A 1,695-nucleotide genomic window follows, 5' to 3' on the forward strand; every position below is an offset into this window, starting at 1 on the left:
ACCGGTGGGCCGTCGGCGCGTCCCGGGCCCCCGCCTCGCACACTGGTCACGCCCCGTCCGCCACCTCCCGGAGACCACCGCCATGCACCGCCGCCTGCTGCGCCTCACCGGCGCCGCCACCGCCGTCTACGGACTCGCCGTCGCCCGCCGCCCCGCACTGCTCGCCCGCCCCTCCGGCCTCACCGCGCCGGACGGCTCGGTGCCCGCCCCGGTCGCCGCCTGCCTGCGCCCCATCGCCCTGCGCGACGCCGCCTGCGGCCTCGCCATGGCCCTCGCGCCGAACGACGCCGCGCTGCGCACCGCGACCGCCCTGCGGATCGCCTCCGACCTCGGCGACGCCGCCCTGCTCGGCACCGCCCTGCCGGCCCGGCGGCACCGGGTGATGGCGGTCGCGGTCTCGGTCGGCTGGGGCGCGCTCTCGGTGGCCGGACTGCTGGCGCGGCCGCGAGACCTCTCCACCCGCCAAGTCTCTTGACCATCGAGAGATATGATCCGGGCTGTCCGCCACCCCGCCCCAGTCCGGAGGGCGCCCCGCCATGCCCGCTGACCGTCCCGCCCCCGCCGTCGCCCCCGTCGTCGACCCCGCCGCCGAACCGCCGGCCCCGCCCGCCCGGCGGCGCCGCGCCCGGCTGCTCGTCCCGCTCGCCCTGCTGATCGTCTGGCTCGGCCTCGGCGGCGCCGTCGGCTCCTACGCGGGCCGGCTCGGCGAGGTCGCCACCAACGACCGGGCCGCCTTCCTGCCCCGCAGCGCCGAGTCCACCGAGGCCGCACGGCTCGGCGCGGACTTCCGCGCCGGGGACGCCCTGCCGGTCATCGTGGTCTGGGAGAGCCGCACCGGCCCCCTCGACGACACCCGGCGCGCCGCCGCCGAACAGGCCCTGCGGTCCGCCGCCGCACTGCCCGGCGCCACCGGACGCGTCTCGCCCGCCCTCCCCGCCGCCGACGGCCGCGCCGTCCAAGGCGTCGTCCAGCTGCGCGCCGACCTCGGCCGCGAGACCGGCGACACCGTACGGGCCGTCCGCGCGCTCGCCGAACGCGTCCCCGACACCACCGTCGGCCTGGCCGGACCCGCCGCCATCCTCACCGACCTCGGCGGCGCCTTCGCCGGCATCGACGGCCTGCTGCTCGGCGTGGCGCTCGGCGTCGTCCTGCTGATCCTGCTCGCCGTCTACCGCGCCGTGCTGCTGCCACTGCTGGTCATCCTCGGCGCCGTCTTCGCCCTCGGCATCGCCTGCGCCCTGGTCTACCTGCTCGCCGACCACGGCCTGGTCACCGTCGACGGCCAGGTCCAGGGGCTGCTGTCGATCCTGGTCATCGGCGCCGCCACCGACTACGGCCTGCTGCTCTCCGCCCGCTTCCGCGAGGAACTCCACCTGCACGGCGACCGGTTCGCCGCGCTGCGCACCGCCTGGCGGCAGTCCGTCGAGCCGATCACCGCCTCCGGCGCCACCGTCGCGCTCGGCCTGCTGGTCCTGCTGCTCTCCGACCTCACCAACAACCGCGCGCTCGGCCCGGTCGGCGCCATCGGCATCGGCTGCGCCGTGCTCTCCGCGCTCACCTTCCTGCCCGCCGCCCTGGTGCTGGCCGGACGCGCCGCCTACTGGCCGGCCCGGCCCGCCGCCGACGGCCGGGCCCCGGTGCACGCCGTCTGGACCCGGCTCGCGGCGCTGGTCGCCCGCCGCCCGCGCGCGCTGT

The 1,695-nt window shown here is 78.6% G+C and carries 2 protein-coding genes; both read left to right on the top strand.

Annotated features, from left to right (window positions below; genetic code table 11):
• Positions 1 to 82 precede the first annotated feature (82 nt).
• Positions 83 to 475: a hypothetical protein gene (locus ABD308_RS08050; RefSeq protein WP_344329775.1), complete on the top strand. Its 393-nt coding sequence runs from the start codon at positions 83 to 85 to the stop codon at positions 473 to 475.
• A 61-nt stretch (positions 476 to 536) separates the two neighbouring features.
• A partial coding sequence (locus ABD308_RS08055) for an MMPL family transporter (protein WP_344329764.1) occupies positions 537 to 1,695 on the top strand: 1,159 nt, incomplete at its 3' end.

The organism is Kitasatospora putterlickiae, assembly GCF_039527695.1.
Taxonomy (GTDB): domain Bacteria; phylum Actinomycetota; class Actinomycetes; order Streptomycetales; family Streptomycetaceae; genus Kitasatospora; species Kitasatospora putterlickiae.